The sequence below is a fragment of the Micromonospora sp. Utrum1 genome (genome assembly GCF_057197805.1).
In genome coordinates this window covers 6742986-6761326 of the sequence record NZ_CM170071.1, presented here as the reverse complement: position 1 = coordinate 6761326, position 18341 = coordinate 6742986, and the positions used below count along the sequence as shown (strand labels likewise).

15 protein-coding genes are annotated in these 18341 nt (G+C 71.8%); 8 read left to right on the top strand and 7 right to left on the bottom strand.

Annotated elements, in window-relative coordinates:
• Positions 1 to 1249: 1249 nt before the first annotated feature.
• The 3 genes from AC0OLQ_RS31745 (at position 1250) to sucD (ending at position 4057) form a co-directional block, all read left to right on the top strand.
• On the top strand, positions 1250 to 1804 hold the full coding sequence (locus AC0OLQ_RS31745) for a hypothetical protein (protein ID WP_484529237.1): 555 nt from the start codon (positions 1250 to 1252) through the stop codon (positions 1802 to 1804).
• A 184-nt stretch (positions 1805 to 1988) separates the two neighbouring features.
• A complete protein-coding gene (gene sucC / locus AC0OLQ_RS31740; RefSeq protein ID WP_357342824.1) occupies positions 1989 to 3167 on the top strand; it encodes an ADP-forming succinate--CoA ligase subunit beta in 1179 nt (392 codons plus the stop codon).
• A 2-nt stretch (positions 3168 to 3169) separates the two neighbouring features.
• A complete protein-coding gene (gene sucD, locus AC0OLQ_RS31735; protein WP_254334782.1) occupies positions 3170 to 4057 on the top strand; it encodes a succinate--CoA ligase subunit alpha in 888 nt (295 codons plus the stop codon).
• A 57-nt stretch (positions 4058 to 4114) separates the two neighbouring features.
• On the opposite strand, the gene AC0OLQ_RS31730 is transcribed toward sucD, so the two are convergent.
• Entirely contained in the window at positions 4115 to 4384 is a 270-nt protein-coding gene (locus AC0OLQ_RS31730) for a DUF4190 domain-containing protein (protein ID WP_357342826.1), read from the bottom strand.
• 159 nt (positions 4385 to 4543) lie between these two features.
• Between AC0OLQ_RS31730 and AC0OLQ_RS31725 the strand changes: the two genes are divergently transcribed.
• Positions 4544 to 5890 carry a cell division protein PerM gene (locus tag AC0OLQ_RS31725; protein ID WP_484529236.1) on the top strand — a complete coding sequence of 449 codons (1347 nt, stop codon included), beginning with the start codon at positions 4544 to 4546 and terminating at the stop codon, positions 5888 to 5890.
• A gap of 62 nt (positions 5891 to 5952) precedes the next feature.
• On the opposite strand, the gene AC0OLQ_RS31720 is transcribed toward AC0OLQ_RS31725, so the two are convergent.
• Positions 5953 to 6537, bottom strand: a complete 585-nt coding sequence (locus tag AC0OLQ_RS31720; protein ID WP_484529235.1) for a DUF4190 domain-containing protein — start codon at positions 6535 to 6537, stop codon at positions 5953 to 5955.
• A 246-nt stretch (positions 6538 to 6783) separates the two neighbouring features.
• On the opposite strand from AC0OLQ_RS31720, the gene purN reads away from it, so the two are divergent.
• The 4 genes from purN to AC0OLQ_RS31700 all read left to right on the top strand — a co-directional run bounded on the left by purN (position 6784) and on the right by AC0OLQ_RS31700 (position 12375).
• The gene (purN, locus tag AC0OLQ_RS31715; protein WP_484529234.1) at positions 6784 to 7404 is read left to right on the top strand and encodes a phosphoribosylglycinamide formyltransferase; all 621 of its coding nucleotides are present in this window, start codon (positions 6784 to 6786) and stop codon (positions 7402 to 7404) included.
• On the top strand, positions 7401 to 8972 hold the full coding sequence (gene purH / locus AC0OLQ_RS31710; protein WP_484529233.1) for a bifunctional phosphoribosylaminoimidazolecarboxamide formyltransferase/IMP cyclohydrolase: 1572 nt from the start codon (positions 7401 to 7403) through the stop codon (positions 8970 to 8972). Before purN ends, purH begins: the two co-directional genes overlap by 4 nt.
• 247 nt (positions 8973 to 9219) lie before the next feature.
• Entirely contained in the window at positions 9220 to 9588 is a 369-nt protein-coding gene (locus tag AC0OLQ_RS31705; RefSeq protein WP_484529232.1) for a hypothetical protein, read from the top strand.
• 153 nt (positions 9589 to 9741) lie between these two features.
• Positions 9742 to 12375, top strand: coding sequence for a beta propeller repeat protein (locus tag AC0OLQ_RS31700; protein ID WP_484529231.1), 2634 nt, complete (start codon positions 9742 to 9744; stop codon positions 12373 to 12375).
• A 67-nt stretch (positions 12376 to 12442) separates the two neighbouring features.
• On the opposite strand, the gene AC0OLQ_RS31695 is transcribed toward AC0OLQ_RS31700, so the two are convergent.
• The 5 genes from AC0OLQ_RS31695 to AC0OLQ_RS31675 form a co-directional block, all read right to left on the bottom strand.
• Positions 12443 to 13471 (bottom strand): ABC transporter ATP-binding protein, encoded by a 1029-nt coding sequence (locus tag AC0OLQ_RS31695; RefSeq protein WP_357342839.1) that lies wholly within the window; start codon positions 13469 to 13471, stop codon positions 12443 to 12445.
• The gene (locus tag AC0OLQ_RS31690) at positions 13455 to 14492 is read right to left on the bottom strand and encodes an ABC transporter ATP-binding protein (RefSeq protein WP_484529230.1); all 1038 of its coding nucleotides are present in this window, start codon (positions 14490 to 14492) and stop codon (positions 13455 to 13457) included. The genes AC0OLQ_RS31695 and AC0OLQ_RS31690 overlap by 17 nt, the downstream gene beginning before the upstream one ends.
• Positions 14493 to 14557: 65 nt before the next feature.
• Positions 14558 to 15514 (bottom strand): ABC transporter permease, encoded by a 957-nt coding sequence (locus tag AC0OLQ_RS31685; protein WP_357342843.1) that lies wholly within the window; start codon positions 15512 to 15514, stop codon positions 14558 to 14560.
• Positions 15507 to 16445 carry an ABC transporter permease gene (locus tag AC0OLQ_RS31680; RefSeq protein ID WP_357342845.1) on the bottom strand — a complete coding sequence of 313 codons (939 nt, stop codon included), beginning with the start codon at positions 16443 to 16445 and terminating at the stop codon, positions 15507 to 15509. Before AC0OLQ_RS31680 ends, AC0OLQ_RS31685 begins: the two co-directional genes overlap by 8 nt.
• Positions 16446 to 16635: 190 nt before the next feature.
• On the bottom strand, positions 16636 to 18243 hold the full coding sequence (locus AC0OLQ_RS31675) for a peptide ABC transporter substrate-binding protein (protein ID WP_484529229.1): 1608 nt from the start codon (positions 18241 to 18243) through the stop codon (positions 16636 to 16638).
• Positions 18244 to 18341: the final 98 nt, after the last annotated feature.

The window sequence follows — 18341 nt, the reverse complement described above, 5'->3', positions numbered from 1 at the left end:
TCCCCGGCGGAGCCCGCGTCCCCGTCCGGGCGGGGCCCGCGTCCGTTCCCGGCGGAGCCCGCGTCGCTTCCCGGCGGTGCCTGTGTCCCTTCCCGGCCGAGCCTGTGTCCCTTCTCGACGGCGCGCGTCGTTTACCGGCACCGGGCGCTTCGCTTTCCGCCGGTGCCCGCGTAGCGCGCCGCGGCGGCCGGATCTGATCGTGCCGGCCGCTACGAACTTGATGACGTGATCGGATCGGACCCCGGGTCTGCTCAGGAGCCTTCCGAGCTGACGTCATCGACGACTCAACCGGCCGACGGGCGACCCGGGTGTGAATCGCTTACGACATCAAGTTCGTAGCGGGTCCGGAGCTAGTTCGTAGCGGGTCCGGAGCTAGTTCGTAGCGGGTCCGGAGCTGATGCCCGGGGCGCCAGCGGGTTTGCTTCCCGGGCGCTCGGCCAAGGGCCCGCACCGGCCCGCCGAGCCGGCGGTGTCGCGGCGGTCGGGATGCCGCCAGATCGGCGACGTGGTGATGGGGCCGCCGGTGTCCGGGCAGGGGGAGGGGCCGGACGCACCCCTCACACGCCCGGCCCCTCTATGCACGATGCCCCGCCGCCACCCCTCGACCGACAGGGCATCGGCCGCTCCCGTCGTCGCGCCTGACCAGCGCTCCGACATCAGACTCAACGACGCCCCCAACAGGGAGTTACGCCCGTTTCCCAACATCCCCCGGACGGCTGATCGCCCCCCTCCCGGGTACCCCGGACGGGCCGCTTTCCAGGGGCCTCGCGGCGCCGTAGCGGGTCGTATCGTGTGCCTGCCCGGACCGCGTCCCGCGGTCGTCGACCCCGCCCGGGAGCCCGCCGTGACCCAGCCGCCGTACCCGCAGCCTGACCCCGCCGGCGGCCGGCCGTCGCCGCCCGCGCACCAGCCGGGGTGGCCGGCACCTCAGCAGCCGGGCGCTCCCGGCCAGGAGTGGGCGGCGCCGCAGCAGGGCCCCGGATGGTCCGCGCCGCCCGGCCAGGCCGGAGCGGGTGCGCCGGCACCGCACCAACCGGCTCCCGGCGGCTGGGCCGCCCCACACCAGCAGCCCGCCCCGGGCTGGCCGGCTCCGGACCAGCACGGTGCTCCACACCAGCAGCCCGCGTCAGGCTGGCCGGCTGCGCACCAGCAGCAGCACGGTGCTCCGCACCAGCAGCCCGCGCCGGGCTGGCCGGCTCCGCCGCAGGGGTATTACCCCGGTGGGATAGGGCCGGCCCAGCCGCCGGCCATGCCGACCGCGAAGCGGATCCCGGAGGACCTGCCGTTCGTGGTCCGGCCGAGCCTGGGCAAGCGGGCGCTGACCCTCGGGCTGGTGACGCTGGTGATCGGTCTGGTGATGGCCTGCCCGATCGGCCTGGCCGCGTCGTCCGACGGCGGCGGCGCCGGACTGCTCTTCATCATTCCGGTGGTGATGCTCTTCTTCGCCGTGCCGGTCGGCCTCCAGCTCTGGCTGGTCTCCTCCGGCGGCCCGGTGCTCGCGCTCGGGCCGGCCGGGCTGTGGATCAAGACGCGGCCGACCCGGGGGCAGGCGATCAGGCTGCCGTGGGAGGCGATCGAGCGGATCTACCCGCGGCGTTGGGCGCTGGAGAAGATGCTCTGCGTGAAGCCGCGCGACCCGCGGGTCGGCAGCGGGCTGGGTGCGTTCACCGCGCTCGACTCCGGGATGCAGCAGGCCTTCTTCGGCACCGGCTTCACGGCCACGCTCAACCACGCCGACCGGAGCGAGGACGAGATCATGCGAGCCGTGGTCGGGTACGCGGTAGGTCGCTGCCGGGTGGGCTGACCCCGGCGCGGTCGGGGTGGCTGTGCATTACCGCACACCGTGCACCCGCTCGGTTGCCCCCGGTTCCCATCTCGTTAGGCTGCGGCAAATGGCCTGTCTCATCTGATGACAGGCGTCAAACTGATTTTCCAACGCTGGTGGCGGCGCGACGGCGCGCCGCGGAGACGGGACGGGACGCGCAATCGTGGACCTGTACGAGTACCAGGGGCGGGACCTGTTCGAGCGGCACGGCTTGCCCGTGCTCGCCGGCGGCGTCGCCACTACCCCGGAGGAGGCCCGCGCGATCGCCGAGCGCCTCGGCGGCCGGGTTGTCGTCAAGGCGCAGGTGAAGGTCGGCGGCCGCGGCAAGGCCGGCGGCGTGAAGCTGGCCGAGGGCGCGGAGGAGACGGTGGCTCGCGCCACCGACATCCTCGGCATGGACATCAAGGGTCACACGGTCCACAAGGTCATGATCACGGTGACCGCGGACGTGGCCGAGGAGTACTACTTCTCGTACCTGCTCGACCGGGCGAACCGCACCTTCCTCTGCATCGCCAGCGTTGCGGGCGGCATGGACATCGAGCAGGTCGCCGCCGAGACCCCCGAGAAGGTCGTCAAGGCCCCGATCGACGCCAACACCGGCGTTGACGAGGCGAAGGCGCGCGAGATCGTGAGCGCCGCCGGCTTCCCGGCCGAGGTCGCCGACCAGGTGGTCGAGGTCGCGGTCAAGCTGTGGCAGGCGTTCGTCGCCGAGGACGCCACGCTGGTCGAGGTGAACCCGCTGGCCACGACCAAGGACGGCAAGCTGCTGCTGCTGGACGCCAAGGTCAGCCTCGACGAGAACGCCGCGTTCCGGCACCCGGACCACGAGGCCCTGGTCGACCAGGCGTCGGTGGACCCGCTGGAGCAGGCCGCCAAGGCGAAGGACCTCAACTACGTCAAGCTCGACGGCGAGGTCGGCATCATCGGCAACGGCGCGGGCCTGGTCATGTCCACCCTCGACGTGGTCGCGTACGCCGGTGAGCGGCACGGCGGCGTCAAGCCGGCCAACTTCCTCGACATCGGCGGCGGCGCGAGCGCCGAGGTGATGGCGAACGGCCTGGAGATCGTGCTCTCCGACCCGGCGGTGAAGAGCGTCTTCGTCAACGTCTTCGGCGGCATCACCGCCTGCGACGCGGTCGCCAACGGCATCGTGCAGGCGCTGTCGCTGCTCGAGCAGCGCGGCGAGAAGGCCACCAAGCCGCTCGTCGTCCGCCTCGACGGCAACAACGCCGAGGCCGGTCGGGCGATCCTCGACGGCGCGAACAACCCGCTGATCCAGCGGGTCGACACCATGGACGGCGCGGCCGAGCGGGCCGCCGAGCTGGCAGCTGCGGGGGTCTGACAATGGCTATCTGGCTGACCAAGGACTCCAAGGTCATCGTGCAGGGCATGACCGGTTCCGAGGGTTCCAAGCACACCCGGCGGATGCTCGCCGCCGGCACCAACGTCGTCGGCGGCGTCAACCCGCGCAAGGCGGGCCAGAAGGTCGACTTCGACGGCACCGAGCTGCCGGTCTTCGCGTCCGTCGCGGACGCCATGAAGGAGACCGGGGCGGACGTCACGGTCATCTTCGTGCCGCCGCAGTTCACCAAGGCCGCCGCGGTCGAGGCGATCGACGCCGGCATCGACCTGGCTGTGGTGATCACCGAGGGCGTGCCGGTGCACGACACCGCCGCGCTCTGGGCGTACAACGTGGCCAAGGGTGAGCGGACCCGGATCATCGGCCCGAACTGCCCGGGCATCGCCTCGCCGGGCGCGTCCAACGCCGGCATCATCCCGGCCGACATCACCGGCTCCGGCAGGATCGGCCTGGTCAGCAAGAGCGGCACGCTGACCTACCAGATGATGTACGAGCTGCGCGACATCGGCTTCTCCACCTGCGTCGGCATCGGTGGTGACCCGATCATCGGCACCACCCACATCGACGCCCTGGCCGCCTTCGAGGCGGACCCGGAGACCGACGCGATCGTCATGATCGGTGAGATCGGTGGCGACGCCGAGGAGCGGGCGGCCGAGTTCATCAAGGCCAACGTGACCAAGCCGGTGGTCGGCTACATCGCCGGCTTCACCGCCCCGCCCGGCAAGACCATGGGTCACGCCGGCGCGATCATCTCCGGCTCGGCGGGCACCGCCGACGCCAAGAAGGCGGCGCTGGAGGCGGTCGGCGTGAAGGTCGGCAAGACCCCGACCGAGACCGCCAAGCTGATGCGGGAGATCATGTCCGGCCGCTGAGCGGTCCCGTGACGTGCCGAGGGGGTCGACCGGGTCCGGTCGGCCCCCTCGCGCTTCCTACCGGTACCAGTAGGGGGTGTAGTAGTTGCCCCGGGTCCGGATGATGGCGCTGGCGATGATGTTGATGACGCCGAACGCGATGGCCAGCCAGCCGAGCAGCGGAGACTTGCCGAACCGCTTCGCGTCCCGGATCGACAGGTAGCCGAAGACGATGCCCAGGATGCCGCAGCAGAGCAGGCCGGTGATGATCCCCAGGACACCCCAGAGGGTGGTCCGGTCCCGCCCGGCGGCCGGTGGCGGCGTGGGCGGCGGATACGGAGCGTTCACGGCTTCCTCCGAGCGGTCGGTGCCGCGACAGGAAAGGTCGCGTCCTGGGCCGAGGCTAAACCGGATCGGGGCCGCCGAGCCGGTGGATCAGGGAACTCGCCGCGGCCCCGTGGCGGTATCGGACTGCCGTCTCCCGCGCGGCATGCCAGAGTAGAGCCGATGTCACGCGTCACCCCTGACCAGCCCCGCCGCCCCGCCGCCGAGGTCGCCGCCGATGCCCGGTCGACCGGCCGTGCCGGGCCGGCGTCGCGGGTGCCCGCGCCACGGTCGGGGGAGCCGCCGCGCGGCCGGGCCCCGCTGCCCGTCGCCGCCGGGGTGGCGGCCCTCTGGGCCGCCGTGACGTCCTGGCTGCCGGTCGCCGTGGTGCTCGGCCTGGCCCAGCTCAGCGAGGACGCCGGCTCGCTGGCCGGCGCGCTGCGTGCCGGCCTGGTCGGCTGGCTGCTGGGCCACTGCGTGCCGCTGGAGACCTCCGCCGGGCCGCTCGGCCTGGCGCCGCTCGCCCTGACCGCGCTCGCTCTCTGGCGGCTCACCCGCGCCGGGGTCCACGTCAGCCGGGCCGTCGGCGCCCGCGGCGGTCGCTCGCCCCGGCAGGCGCTCACCGTCGCGGTCGCGGTCGCCATCGGGTACGCGCTGCTCGGCGCCCTCGCCGCGATCGTGGTCGGCGCGGGCGGCCTGCGGGTGTCCCCGGTCCGGGCCGCGCTGACCTTCGCGGTCCTCGGCGGGATCGGCGCCCTGGTCGGCGCGCTGCGGACCACGGGCGTCTGGGTCCTGCTGGCCCGCCGTTGCCCGGCGGCGCTGCGCGACGGGGTGCGCACCGGTCTGGTCGCCGGCCTGCTGCTGTTCGGTGCCGGCGCCGGGGCGGCCGGGCTGGCCGTGGCGACCGGGGGCGGCGACGCGGCCGACATGATCGGGGCGTACCGGACCGGGGTGGCCGGTCAGGCGGGCATCACCCTGGTCAGCCTGGCGTACGCGCCGAACGCCACCGTCTGGTCGGTGAGTTACCTGCTCGGGCCCGGGTTCGCCGTCGGCACCGACACCGCCGTGCGGACCAGCGAGGTGTCCATCGGCGCGCTGCCGGCCGTACCGTTGCTGGCCGGCCTGCCGCGCGGCCCGGTGGACGGGCTGGGCGGTGCGCTGCTCGCGGTGCCGGTGCTGGCCGCGATGGCGGCCGGCTGGCTGCTGGCCCGGCGGCTGCTGCGGGTCGCGGCCGAGGAACGCGCACCGGTCGGGTGGTCGGCGTTGCTGGTCCCGGCGGCGCTCGCCGGCCCGGTGGCCGGGGTGCTGCTCGGCCTGGCCGCGGCGGCCTCCGGCGGTCCGCTCGGCGGCGGCCGGCTGGCCGAGATCGGCCCGGCGCCCTGGTCGGTGGCGGGGGTGGCCACGCTGGTGGTCGCCGCCGGTGCGCTCCTCGGCGCCGCCGCCGGCCGCACCCTCGCCCGCACCCCGAGCCCGCCGCGTCCCACCGCGCCGCGTCCCACCGTCCCACCGGCCCGCCGCGCCGACGACTGACGGGCGCCGGAGACGGCGGAGGGGGCGGCCGGCGGTGCCGGACGCCCCCTCGTGGAGCCGGTTCAGGAACCGAAGTTGTTCAGGTTGATCGCGGCGCCGGCGATGGCGTTGATGATGCCGATGACCACGCCGATGCCGCCGCAGATGAGGGCGGCCTTGGCCTGGCCCGCGTTGTTCGCCTCGCCTGCCTGGACCTTCTTCTGGCCCAGCACGCCGAGGACGATGCCGGCGATGCCGGCCGGGATGCCGATCAGCGGGCAGCAGAGGCCGAGCACGATCGAGGCGATACCGGCGATCATGCCGATCAGGCCGAGGGTGTTGTTCTGACCGCCGCCGGTCGGGTAGCCGGCCGCCGGGTACTGGGGCGCGGCGCCGTACGGCTGCTGCTGCTGCGCGTACGGGTCCTGGCCGTAGGGCTGGCCGGAGGTCGGCTGGCCGTACGGCTGGCCCGAGGTCGGCTGCTGCCCGTACTGCGGGGCCTGCGGCGGCTGGGCGTACGGGTCCTGCCCGTACGGCTGGCCCGAGGTGGGCTGCTGGCCGTACTGCGGGGCCTGCGGCTGCTGGCCGTACGGGTCGTACTGTGGGGAGGTCGGGTCCTGGTTCGGCTGCTGGCCGTGCGGGTCCTGACCGGGGTAACCGGGCTGCATTACGGAGCGCTCCTCAAACTGGGGGTCGACGGTCCATGGTCGGTCTGTTGCCGCTCATCATTCCGCCCGGACACGGGACGCCGCGGCCACACGGGCCCGGGACCAAGGTCACGATGCCGACGCCGGGCCGGGCGTACGCACGGCACCGGGCGACGGCAGCGTATCGTGCCGGCGCCACGACGGAGATCACCCGCGGCTCACCCGCCCGAGCGTCGGACGCCGCTGCAGGCCCGATAGGGTTGCCGCGTGACCGAGCCCGCGTCCGTCGCCCGCCTCGTCGTCCTCGTCTCCGGCTCCGGCAGCAACCTCCAGGCCCTGCTGGACGCCGCCGCCGACCCCGCCTACGGGGCCCGGGTGGTGGCGGTGGGCGCCGACCGCGACGGGATCGCCGGCCTGGACCGGGCCGTGGCGGCCGGCGTGCCGGCCTTCGTGGAGCGGCTGACGGACCACCCGACCCGCGAGGACTGGGACCGGGCGCTGACCGCCCGGGTCGCCGAGCACCGGCCGGACCTGGTGATCAGCGCCGGCTTCCTCAAGCTCGTCGGCCCGCACTTCCTGGCCGCGTTCGGCGACCGCTACCTGAACACGCACAACACTCTGCTGCCGGCGTTCCCCGGCATCCACGGCCCCCGGGACGCGCTGGCGTACGGCGTGAAGGTCACCGGGGCCACCCTCTTCTTCGTCGACGCCGGGATGGACACCGGCCCGATCGTCGCCCAGGTCGCCGTGCCGGTGCTCGACGACGACGACGAGGAGACGCTCACCGAGCGCATCAAGTCCGCCGAGCGGCGCCAGCTCGTCGAGCAGGTCGGTCGGCTGGTCCGTGAAGGTTGGACGATCACCGGTAGAAAGGTCACCGTTCCGTGAGTGCCACAGAGGACATCCGCCGCCCGATCAAGCGGGCGCTGGTCAGCGTCTACGACAAGACCGGCCTGGTCGAGCTGGCCCGGGCCCTGCACGAGGCCGGGGTGGAGATCGTCTCGACCGGCAGCACCGCGTCGACGATCTCCGGCGCGGGCGTGCCGGTGACCCCGGTCGAGCAGGTGACCGGGTTCCCGGAGATCCTCGACGGCCGGGTGAAGACCCTGCACCCGAAGATCCACGGTGGCCTCCTCGCCGACCTGCGCAAGGGCGCGCACGTCGCCCAGCTCGACGAACACGGCATCGCCGGCATCGACCTGCTGGTCTCCAACCTCTATCCGTTCCAGGCCACGGTCGCCTCCGGCGCGAGCCAGGACGAGTGCGTCGAGCAGATCGACATCGGCGGCCCGGCGATGGTCCGGGCCGCGGCCAAGAACCACGCCTCGGTGGCCGTGGTGACCGACCCGGCGGCCTACCCGGCGCTGCGGGCCGCGCTCGCCGAGGGCGGCTTCACCCTGGCCGAGCGGCGGGCCCTCGCGGCCCGCGCATTCGCCGACATCGCCGACTACGACGTGGCCGTCGCCGAGTGGTTCGCCCGGGAGCTGGCCCCGGCCGCCGACGGGTGGCCGGCGTTCGCCGGCCTGGCGCTGCGCCGCCAGGCGGTGCTGCGCTACGGCGAGAACCCGCACCAGGCCGCCGCCCTCTACGCCGACCCGGCCAGCCCGGCCGGCCTGGCCCAGGCGGAGCAGCTGCACGGCAAGGAGATGTCCTACAACAACTACGTCGACGCTGACGCCGCCTGGCGGGCCGCGAACGACTTCCCCGAGCAGCCGGCGGTGGCGATCATCAAGCACGCCAACCCGTGTGGCATCGCGGTCGGGGCGGACGTGGCCGAGGCGCACCGCAGGGCGCACGCCTGCGACCCGGTGTCCGCGTACGGCGGGGTGATCGCGGTCAACCGGCCGGTCTCGATGGAGCTGGCCCGGCAGGTCGCGGAGATCTTCACCGAGGTGCTGGTGGCGCCCGGCTTCGACGAGGGCGCCCTGGAGGTCCTCCGGGCCAAGAAGAACATCCGTCTGCTGCGGGCTCCCGAGTTCGACCCGCTGCCGGCCGAGTGGCGGCAGGTCACCGGCGGGGTGCTGGTGCAGATGCGGGACCGGATCGACGCCGCCGGCGACGACCCGGCCAACTGGACGCTGGCCACCGGCGAGGCGGCCGACGAGGCCACCCTGCGCGACCTGGCGTTCGCCTGGCGGGCGGTCCGGGCCGTGAAGAGCAACGCGATCCTGCTGGCCCGGGAGGGCGCCACCGTCGGCGTCGGGATGGGCCAGGTCAACCGGGTCGACTCGGCGCAGCTCGCGGTGAGCCGGGCCGGCGCCGAGCGGGCCCGCGGCTCGGTCTGCGCCTCCGACGCGTTCTTCCCGTTCGCCGACGGCCCGAAGATCCTCATCGAGGCGGGCGTCCGGGCGATCGTGCAGCCCGGCGGCTCGATCCGCGACGAGGAGACCATCGCCGCCTGCAAGGAGGCCGGGGTGACCATGTACCTCACCGGCACCCGGCACTTCTTCCACTGAGCTCCGAACGGGAACGGGGGCACGGCCGTCGGCCGGGCCCCCGTTTCACATTGTGTCGTTCCATTTGGGAGCCCTGTCACGTCGAGGCGGCTGACCAGCCGAAAGTACGACCGCCCGACCGTTGCCCGCCCGCAAAAGTTGTTGCTAGCGTGGGTCCGGCGAACGATCGATCCGCCCCGTTGTCTCCTCATGGCCGGCGATGAAACGCCCGCCGCAGCGGCCCTCCCCTCGCCCGACAGGTATGCCCATGCGCGTGCTCGACCGGTTGACCGCCGTCGTCACCGCGCTGGCGTTCGTCCTGGCCGGCCTGGGCGCGCCCGCCTGCGCGGAGGCCCTCGAACACTGCCCGACGGGCACCGCCGCGCACCGGTCGATCGTCCACGACGGACCCGGGCACGCTCCACCGGAGCTGCGGACGGAGTTCTCCGGCGCCCCCTGCGGTGACCACCACGCCGGCGTCGCCTCGGGCGACGGACCGGACGATCTCCTCGCGGCCGCGCCGCCGCGGGTCGGCACGCCCACGCCGGCGACCCCCACGACCCACTACCGGCAGCCGGCCGTCCCGCTGCCACCGCGCGGCACCCTGCCCGCCCGGGCGCCACCGGCCGCAGCCTGACCCTCCCCGCGCACCGCCCGTCGGGCGCCGCGCGGGCCGAGGCCACGCCCGGACCCGCCGGGTCCGCTCATGACAGCGCCACGGTCGCCATCGACCGGCCGTGGTTTCCTCCCCGGGCCACGCGCCCGGGACCCTGAATCCCGGAGGATTCACATGTCCACATTCCGCTGGCGCAAGCCGGCGACAATCGCGGGCGCGCTGGTGCTGACCGCCGCGCTCGGTGGCGTCGTGGCCACCAACCACGAGGTGCGGGAGGCGCTCGGCCTGGCCGAGGAGCCCGGCGCCAACATGCCCTGGCACCCCAGGGAGTTCATGGAGATGGCGGCCGGGGAGGACTCGGCCGAGGCCGGCGAGGAGGCCTTCGAGGCCCGCACCATCGCCGAGCAGTTCGCCCAGGCCCGCTACGCGCCGGGCATCGTCGCGCCGGGCGCGTACGCCAACGCGTTGAGCCAGCTCAACGCGCTGCCGGCGACCAAGGGCACCTGGCGCGAGGTCACGAAGATCAAGTACGACGGCGACGACCCGCGCTACCGCGACTACGCGTCCAACTCGTCCGGAGGCGCCGGCCTGGTCACCGGTCGGATCACCGGCCTCGCCTCGGACAACAGCGGTTACGTGTACGCGGCCGGCGCGGACGGCGGCGTGTGGCGTTCCTCGACCGGCGGCGGGAGCTGGACGCCGATCACGGACGCGCTGCCCACCCTGTCCAGCGGCGACATCGTGCTCGCCGCCGACGGCTCGCTCTGGTACGCCACCGGCGAGGGCAACACCGGCGGCACCTCGTACGTCGGCGCCGGCGTCTACCGGCTGGCCAACCCGAAGTCCGGCTCGTTCAAGACGACCGACCGGGTCGGCGGGACCGAGCTGGAGAGCACGGTCATCAACAAGCTGCGCTTCTTCGACGGCAAGGTCTGGGTCGCCACCAACCGGGGCCTGTACTCGCACTCGATGAGCAGCACGTCGGGCGCCTGGAAGCTGGAGTTCACGCCGAACCCGAGCTACCTGCCGGGCGGCGCGAACGCCGGCGACGCGAACGCGGCGTACAAGAACATCGTCAACGACGTGGCGGGCGACCCCCACAACCCGAAGCACGTGGTGGTCGCCTCGGCCTGGCGCTCGGGCGACACGTACAACGGTTTCTACGAGACCGCCGACTACACGGCCGGGGGCTGGGCCAAGGTCAACCCGACCGGTTCCATCCCGGCCGACGACATCGGGTACGTGACGTTCGCCTTCTCCGCCGACGGTGGCAAGCTCTACGCGATCAACCAGTCGCCGAAGCTGCTCAACAAGCCCGCCGGCAACGTGAACAGCTACCTGGACGGCATCTACGTCTCCAACAGCGGCTCGCCCTCGGGTCCGTGGAGCAAGATCGCCGACTCGGCGAAGCTGGGCAACTCCGGCTCGGCCCTCAAGCAGACGGTGATGGGCAAGGGCTACGGTCCGGGCATCCAGGCCTGGTACAACCAGTTCCTCACGGTGGACCCGGCCGACCCGAACCACGTCTGGGCCGGCCTGGAGGAGGTCTACGAGTCGACCGACGGCGGCGCCAACTGGAAGACCGTGGGTCCGTACTGGAACTTCGGCTTCGCCTGCTGGAACATCTACGACGCTCAGAACCGCTGCGCCAAGACCACCCACTCCGACCAGCACTCGGTGGCGGTCGGCAACGGGTTCGTCTACGTCGGCAACGACGGCGGCGTCTACCGCCGGCCGGTGCACGGCAAGACCGACAAGGAGGGGCACGCCACCGACTGGCAGAGCCTCAACGACGGCACCATCGACGCGCTCCAGTACTACTCGGTGGCGCTGGGCAAGGACCCGGCGAAGGCCGGCACCATCGTCACCGGTGGTCTGCAGGACAACGGCACCTCGATCCTGCGCCCCGGCGACACGGTGATGGGCTCCCACTTCGGCGGTGACGGCGGCGACGCGCAGGCCGACCCGGCCAACGGCTGCCGGCAGGTCCAGGAGTACACCAACCTGGCCATGCGGGTGACCGAGAACTGCAACGCCAACCCCGGCCCGGGCACGGCGGACACCTCCACCTCGCGGGACATCCAGCCGTACACCTCGTCGCCGGGCGACGAGCTGGCCCGGTTCATCGCGCCGTTCGCGCCGGACGACCACGACGCCAACGTCTGGGTCGCCGGTGGCCAGCACGTCTGGGTGAACACCAAGGGCTACTCGATCCAGAACGGCAAGGGTTGGACCAACGTGTTCGACCTGGGGGCCGGCCGCACCGCCACCTCGGTGGCGGTCTCCGGCGGCACGGCGTACGTCGGTTGGTGCGGCCCGTGCAACAACGCCGGCTTCGCCCGCGGTCTCGCGGTCGGCAAGGTCGGCGACCCGTCGAGCTGGCACCAGGTCACCCTGCCGGGTGACTTCCCGAACCGCTTCCTCCAGGGTGTCGGGGTCGACCCGGCGAACCCGTCGCACGCCTTCGTCGCGGTGAACGGCTTCTCCCGCCGGTTCACCGAGGGTCCGGGCGCCGGCTTCGGTCACGTCTTCGAGACCACCGACGCGGGCGCGACCTGGAAGGACGTCTCGGCGAACCTGCCGGACGTGCCGAGCAGCTCGATCAAGGAGCTGTCCAACGGGGCGCTGGTGCTCGCCACCGACCTGGCCACGTTCTACCGCGCGCCCGGCGCCACCGACTGGCAGCGGCTCGGCGCCGGCCTGCCGCTGACCGTCGGCATGGACGTCGAGTACAACGCGGCCGACAACTCGGTCTACGTCGCGACCCACGGCCGCGGCATCTGGGCGTTCCCGCTCGCCCAGCTCTGACCGGCCACCCGTTCGGAGGCCCCGTCCCCTCTTCCTCCGGGGGACGGGGCCTCCGTCGCGCCGAGGCTCAGGCGCCGGGGCGTACCTCGGCGAAGTGGCAGGCGGAGGGGTGCGGGTCCGCCGCGCGGAGCACGGTGTGCGGCTCCTGGGTGGCGCAGACCTCCTGCGCCTTCCAGCAGCGGGTGCGGAACCGGCAGCCCGAGGGTGGGTCGGCCGGGCTGGGCACGTCGCCGGTGAGCCGGATGATGGTCCGGTCCTCGCGGGCGTCCGGGTCGGGCACCGGCACCGCGGAGAGCAGCGCCTGGGTGTACGGGTGGGTGGCCCGCTCGTAGATCTCCTCCTCGGTGCCGATCTCCACGATCTTGCCGAGGTACATCACGGCGACCCGGTCCGAGATGTGCCGGACCACCGACAGGTCGTGCGCGATGAAGATGTACGACAGCCCGAACTCGTCCTGGAGCTGCTCCAGCAGGTTGATCACCTGGGCCTGGATCGAGACGTCCAGGGCGGAGACCGGCTCGTCGCAGACGATGATCTCGGGGCGCAGGGCGAGCGCCCGGGCGATGCCGATGCGCTGTCGCTGACCGCCGGAGAACTGGTGCGGGTAGCGGTTGATGTGCTCGGGGTTGAGCCCGACCACGTCCAGCAGTTCCTGCACCCGCCGCTGCTTGCTGCCCTTCGGCGCCGCCTCCGGGTGGATCGCGAACGGCTCGCCGATGATGTCGCCGACCGTCATCCGCGGGTTCAGCGAGGTGTACGGGTCCTGCATCACCATCTGCATGTTGCGGCGCAGCCGGCGCAGCTCCCCTCCCGACGCCTTGAGCAGGTCCCGGCCCTCCAGGGTGGCCCGGCCGGCGGTCGGCGTCTCCAGCCGCATGAGCAGCCGGGCCAGGGTCGACTTGCCGCAGCCGGACTCGCCGACCACGCCGAGCGTCTCGCCGCGACGCAGCTCGAAGCTGACCCCGTCGACCGCCTTGACGGCGCCGATCTGCTTCTTGAACAGCACGCCCTGGCTGATCGGGAAGTGCTTGACCAGGTTGTCGACGGAGAGGATGGTCTCGCCGCGGACCTTGGTCGGGCTAGCGGGCGCTGTCATCACGAACCTCCTGCGCGAAGTGGCACTCGCTGGTCCGGCCGTCGCCGAGGACCAGGTCGTGCGGCACCACGTCCACGCAGACCTGCTGCACGTACGGGCACCGGGGGTGGAACGGGCAGCCGGAGGGGATCCGCATGAGGTTCGGCGGCAACCCCTTGATCGTCGACAACGCCTGGCCGCGGACGTCCATCCGCGGGATCGACTCCAGCAACCCCTTGGTGTACGGGTGGGCCGGCGCCCGGTACAGCGAGCGCACGTCGGCGTGCTCGACGATCCGGCCGGCGTACATGACGGCGATCCGGTCCGCGACGCCGGCGACCACGCCGAGGTCGTGGGTGATCAGGATCATCGCCATGTTGAGGTCGCGGCGCAGGTCGGCCAGCAGGTCCATGATCTGGGCCTGCACGGTGACGTCGAGCGCCGTGGTCGGCTCGTCGGCGATCAGCACCTTCGGGTCCAGGGCGAGCGCCATGGCGATCATGACGCGCTGCCGCATGCCGCCGGAGAACTGGTGCGGATAGTCGCCGAGCCGCTTCGCCGCGGCCGGGATCTTCACCAGGTCCATCAGCTCGACGGCCCGCCGGCGGGCGTCGGCCCGGGACATCCCCTCGCGCTGGCGCAGCGTCTCGCCGATCTGCCAGCCCACGGGGAAGACCGGGTTCAACGCGGAGAGCGCGTCCTGGAAGATGATCGCGATCTCCTTGCCGCGCACCTGCCGGCGCTGTTCCTCGGACTGGGTCAGCACGTCCCGACCCTGATAGAGGATCTGGCCGGAGGTGATGTGCGCCGGGGGCGTGTCCAGGATGCCCATGATCGCCTGGGCGGTGACCGACTTGCCGGAGCCGGACTCGCCCAGCACGGCCAGGGTCTCGCCCGCGTCGAGGTGGTACGTCACCCCGTTGATCACCTTGGCCACGCCCTCGCGGGTGCGGAACTCGATGTGCAGGTCCCGTACCTCGAGCAGGTGGCCGCCGGGCGGGGTGGGGGAGGCCGGCGTGGGTCGAACAGCGGACTGGGTCATGGCAGTGCCTGCCTTTCGCTCACGACTGCGGGGCTCGCTGCGCTCACTCCTCGCGTTCGCACAGCTCACCGGAGCTTCGGGTCGAAGGCGTCGCGGATCGCGTCGCCCAGCATGATGAAGGCGAGCACGGTCAGCGCGAGGAAGGCGGAGGGCACGATCAGCGGGGTCGCCGCCTCGCGCATGTGGATGCGGCCGGTGTCGATGTCCTGGCCCCAGGAGATGGTCGGGGCCTTGAGGCCGATGCCGAGGAAGCTCAGCGTCGCCTCGGCCGCGATGAACGAGCCGAGCGCGATGGTGAGCACCACGATCGCCGGGGCGAGCGCGTTCGGCAGGATGTGCCGCCACATGATCCGGCCGTTGCGGGCGCCGAGCATCCGGGCCGCGGAGACGTAGTCCTGCTCCTTGGCGGTGATCACCGAGGAGCGGATCACCCGTGCCGCGGTGGTCCAGCCGAGCACCGCCAGCACGAAGATCACCGCGAACAGCCGGACGTTGTCGCTGCTGGTGCTCAGCCGCTTGAGCAGCACGATCGCGGCGAGCAGCAGCGGGATGCCGAGCACGATGTCGATCACGCGGGAGAGCACCGCGTCCACCCAGCCGCCGAAGTAGCCGGCGAGCATGCCGACGACCAGCGCGATCACGCCGGTGGCCAGCGCGGCGAGGGCACCGACCAGCAGCGAGGCTCGGGTGCCGTAGACCGCCCGGGCGTAGACGTCGCAGCCCTGGAAGTCGTACCCGAAGATGGCCCCGCCGGACGGCCCGGCGTGCTGCCGGGAGAGCAGGCAGTCACGCGGGTCGTTGGCGGTGAGCAGCGACGGCACGGCGGCCATCGCGGTGATCAGTACGACCAGGCCCAGGCTGATCCAGAAGATCGGGTTGCGGCGCAGGTCCCGCCAGGCGTCGCCGGCCAGACTGCGCGGCTTCTGCGTCGCGCCGACCTGGTTCGGTGCGCCCGGCTCGCCGGACACGCCCCGCCGCGCGGCCTGGTTCTCCGTGGCCGCCACCGTTTCAAAGTCACTCATAGCGGATCCTCGGGTCGAGTACGGCGTACAGGACGTCCACCACCAGGTTGGAGATCAGGTAGACCACGACGAGCACACTGACGATGCCGACCACCAGCGGGCCGTCCTCGGTGCGGATGCCGCGGAAGAGGTTGAAGCCCACGCCGGGGATGTTGAACACGCCCTCGGTGATGATCGCGCCGCTCATCAGGTTGCCCAGCTCGACACCGAGGAAGGTGACCACCGGGATGAGCGAGTTGCGCAGCACGTGGACGCTCACGATGCGCCGCTTGACCAGGCCCTTCGACCGGGCGGTCCGGACGTAGTCGGCGCGCAGGTTCTCCGCCACCGAGGTACGGGTCAGCCGCAGGGCGGTGGCCAGCGACAGCGAGCCGAGCACGATGCCGGGCAGCAGCAGCGCGTAGAGGCTCGGTTGGGCCCCGGCGGTGGGCGGGAACAGCTGCCACTTGACGCCGAGGAAGTACTGCGCGAGCGGTGCCAGGACGATGGTCGGGATGCCCAGCACCAGCAGGGTGAGCACCAGCGTCGAGTTGTCGAAGATGCTTGCCCGACGGATGCCGGCGATCACGCCGGCGGTCACGCCGAAGACGATGGCCACGGCGAGCGCGATGAGCGCCAGCCGCACGGTGACCGGCCAGGCCTGCTGAAGGATGTCGCCGATCTGCCGGCCGGTGAGCGACTGGCCCAGGTCGCCCTGGAGCAGGTTCTTGACGTAGTCGAGGTAACGGTAGAAGAAACCGCCCACGCCGGTCTGGTCCAGGTGGTACTTCTGCGTCAGGTATGCCCGCTGAGCTGCCGTCACCGGCCGCTCCCCGGCGAGGGCCTGGATCGGGTCGCCCTGCCCGGCGAACATCAGCGCGTAGACGATCAGCGTGGTCCCGAAGAACGCGAGGACCATCTGCAGGAGGCGCCGCAGGATAAAGCGGAACATGCTTGCAGTCTCTCCGGAAAAGCCCGAAAGGGGCGCGGGATGACATCTCTGGCGTACCGGAAGTTGACGACCGGTGCCCTCCGGCCCGGTCGGGCCGGCGCCGAGACGGGCCCGGCGGGTGCCGGCGGCCTGGGCCGCCGCGTGCTCCGGGCCACCCGGGTCGCCCCGGGTGGCCCGTGCCACGGTCAACTCAGCTGGCCGCCTCGATCTTGACGAGGTTGACCCGCTGGAACAGGTCCATCTGGACGTTCGTGACCTTGCTGGAGTGCCCGTACACGTTCTCGCCGAAGCGGAGCGGGATCACCGGCATGTCCTTGGCCAGGATGTCCTCGGCCTGCTGGTACTTCTTGATCGCCTCTTCCTGGGTGGGCGCGGCCGAGCCCTCCTTGACCAGGCGGTCGAACTCCGGGTTGCTGTAGCCGTAGTAGTTCGACGACCCGTTGGTGCTGTACAGCGGGCCGAGGTAGTCCTCCATGGACGGGTAGTCCATGACCCAGCCCATCCGGAACAGACCCACCGGCTGCTTCTTCTCGACCTTGGTCAGCAGGTCGGCGAACTTCGGCTCGGCCGAGCCGACACAGTCGACGCCCAGGTTGGCCTTGAGCTGGTTGCAGGTCGCGTCGACCCAGTCCTTGTGACCGCCGTCCCCGTTGTACGAGATGGTGATCTTCGACGGGCCGCCGGCGGCCTGGTAGAGCTTCTTGGCCTCGGCCGGGTTGAACTGACCCGCGGCACCCGTGGTGTTGTCCCGGTAGCCCGGCAGGACCGGCGAGACGAACGAGCGGGCCGACTGCTGCGAACCCTTGAAGATCGACTTGGTGATCTCGTCACGGTCGATCGCCATCGAGATCGCCTTGCGCACGTCCGGGTTGCTGTAGTCCTTCTCGAAGGTGGGGAAGGCCAGGAACTGGAACGACGACATCGGGCTGGTCTGGTAGTTGTCGCCCAGGTCGCTCGACGCGGTGCTCAGGTTCTCGGTCGGGATCGTCGGCAGCACGTCGAGGTTGTCCGACTGCAGGTCCGAGTACGCCGCGGTGAGCTGCTGGTAGACCCGGAACTCGACGTCCTTCACCTTGGGCTTCTCGCCCGGGTACGCGTCGTAGCGCTCGACATCGAGCTTGCTGTCGTGCTGCCAGGTGCCCTTCATCTTGAACGGGCCCTGACCGATCGGCGCCTGCTCGTACGAGTCGTTGAGCACGCCCGGCGCGGAGAACGCGGCCTTCGGCAGCGGGTAGAACGCGGTGTAGCCGAGCATGGACTCGAAGTCGATGTACGGCTCGGAGAGCGTCACCTGGAAGGTCAGGTCGTCCAGCTTCTTCAGGCCGGACATCGTCTTGGCCTTCGGCTTGTCACCCTGCAGGTCCTGGTAGCCCGCGATCTTCTCGAAGAAGTAGCTGGCGCCCTGGCCGTTGGGCGCGTACGCGCCGTAGTTCCAGGCGTTGATGTAGTCGTCGGACGTGACCTTCTCACCGTTGTGGAAGGTGAACCCGTCCTTGAGCTTGATCGTCCAGACCTTGTTGTTGTCGGACGGCGTCACCGACTGGGCCGCGACCTCATACGGCTTGTTCTGCGCGTCGTAGTCGACGAGCGGGCTGAACAGGCCGGCGAGCACCTGCGAGCCGGACGTTTCGGTGGTGTTGGTCGGAACCAGGTGCTGCGGCTCGGCAATCTGGATGCTGACCGCCGCATCCTGGCCGCTACCGCTTGATCCGCCGTTCCCGCCACTGCCGCAGGCCGCCAGGCCCAGGGTCACCGCGAGCGGGAGGGCGGTCCAGGCGGCGAGTCTACGAACACGCATGAACTCTCCTCGTCTCCTCACGCTGCGCAGTCAGGCCCGGCGTTGGGTGACGCTGCGCAACGATCGGTAACGGTAGGTCGCGATCGACCCGGTCGACA